The organism is Streptomyces pathocidini, from assembly GCF_001418495.1.
Classification (GTDB): domain Bacteria; phylum Actinomycetota; class Actinomycetes; order Streptomycetales; family Streptomycetaceae; genus Streptomyces; species Streptomyces pathocidini.
This window is the reverse complement of sequence record NZ_LIQY01000631.1, coordinates 1-1,007: the sequence shown is the minus strand read 5'-3', so window position 1 is coordinate 1,007 and position 1,007 is coordinate 1. Positions and strand designations below refer to the sequence as shown.

Here is a 1,007-nt window from a genome sequence, read left to right as displayed (position 1 = left end):
CCGGGCTCGAACTCCTCGCCTACACCGGCCGGTTGCGCGGACTGCCCGGCGACGAGGTCGACAAGCGGGCCGCCCAGCTGCTCGACGTACTCGACCTCGCGAGCGCGCAGCACAAGCTCGTCGTGGACTACTCGACCGGCATGCGGAAGAAGATCGGGCTCGCGGCCGCGCTGCTCCACAACCCCCAAGTGCTGTTCCTGGACGAGCCGTTCGAGGGCGTGGACCCGGTCTCCGCGCAGACGATCCGCGGCGTGCTGGAGCGCTACACCGCCTCCGGCGCCACCGTCGTCTTCTCCAGCCATGTCATGGAACTCGTGGAGAGCCTGTGCGACTGGGTCGCGGTGATGGCCGCCGGGCGCATCAGAGCGCACGGGCCGCTCACGGAGGTGCGCGGGGGCGCGTCCTCGCTCCAGGAGGCTTTCCTGGAGCTGGTCGGCGCGGGCGACCGCGGCGAGCACCACGACCTCGACTGGCTCGGCGGCGGCGCCCGATGACCGGTACCGCCACCCCGAGAACCGTCACCACCCCGCGGACCGGCACCGCGTCCGCCGCCCCCGTCTTCGTACGGATGAAGCTGTCCCTGCTGCGCAACGGGCTGCGCCAGTCCTCCGGGCGCCGGGCCGTGTACGTGCTCTCGCTCGCCGTCACGATGCTGTTCGCCGCCGGCCAGACGCTCGGCCTGCTCGCGCTGCGCGGCAGCGAGCACGCGCCCGCCGTGATCATCACGGTGACCAGCGTCGCCGCCCTGGCCTGGGCCGTCATGCCGCTGTTCCTGCCCGGGGGCGACGAGACGCTCGACCCGACGCGGCTGGTGATGCTGCCGTTGCGGCCCCGGCCACTCGTCACGGCGCTGCTCGTCGCCTCGCTGATCGGCATCGGCCCGCTGTTCACGCTCACCCTCGCCGTCGGCTCGGCCGGGGCCCTGGCGCACGGCGGGGCGGCCGTGGTGGCGGCAGTGGTCGCCGTACCGCTGGTCCTGCTGGTGTGCGTGGCGCTCGCGCGGGCGG

General features: G+C 73.7%; 1 protein-coding gene and 1 pseudogene. Both read left to right on the top strand.

Translation table 11 applies throughout. From position 1 onward, the window contains the following. Positions 1 to 494 (top strand): AAA family ATPase (locus AOK16_RS23765; RefSeq protein ID WP_055474175.1); only part of this gene is annotated, 494 nt, incomplete at its 5' end. A 74-nt stretch (positions 495 to 568) separates the two neighbouring features. Further along, positions 569 to 1,007: pseudogene (locus tag AOK16_RS23760) on the top strand (transporter); the annotation flags it as partial.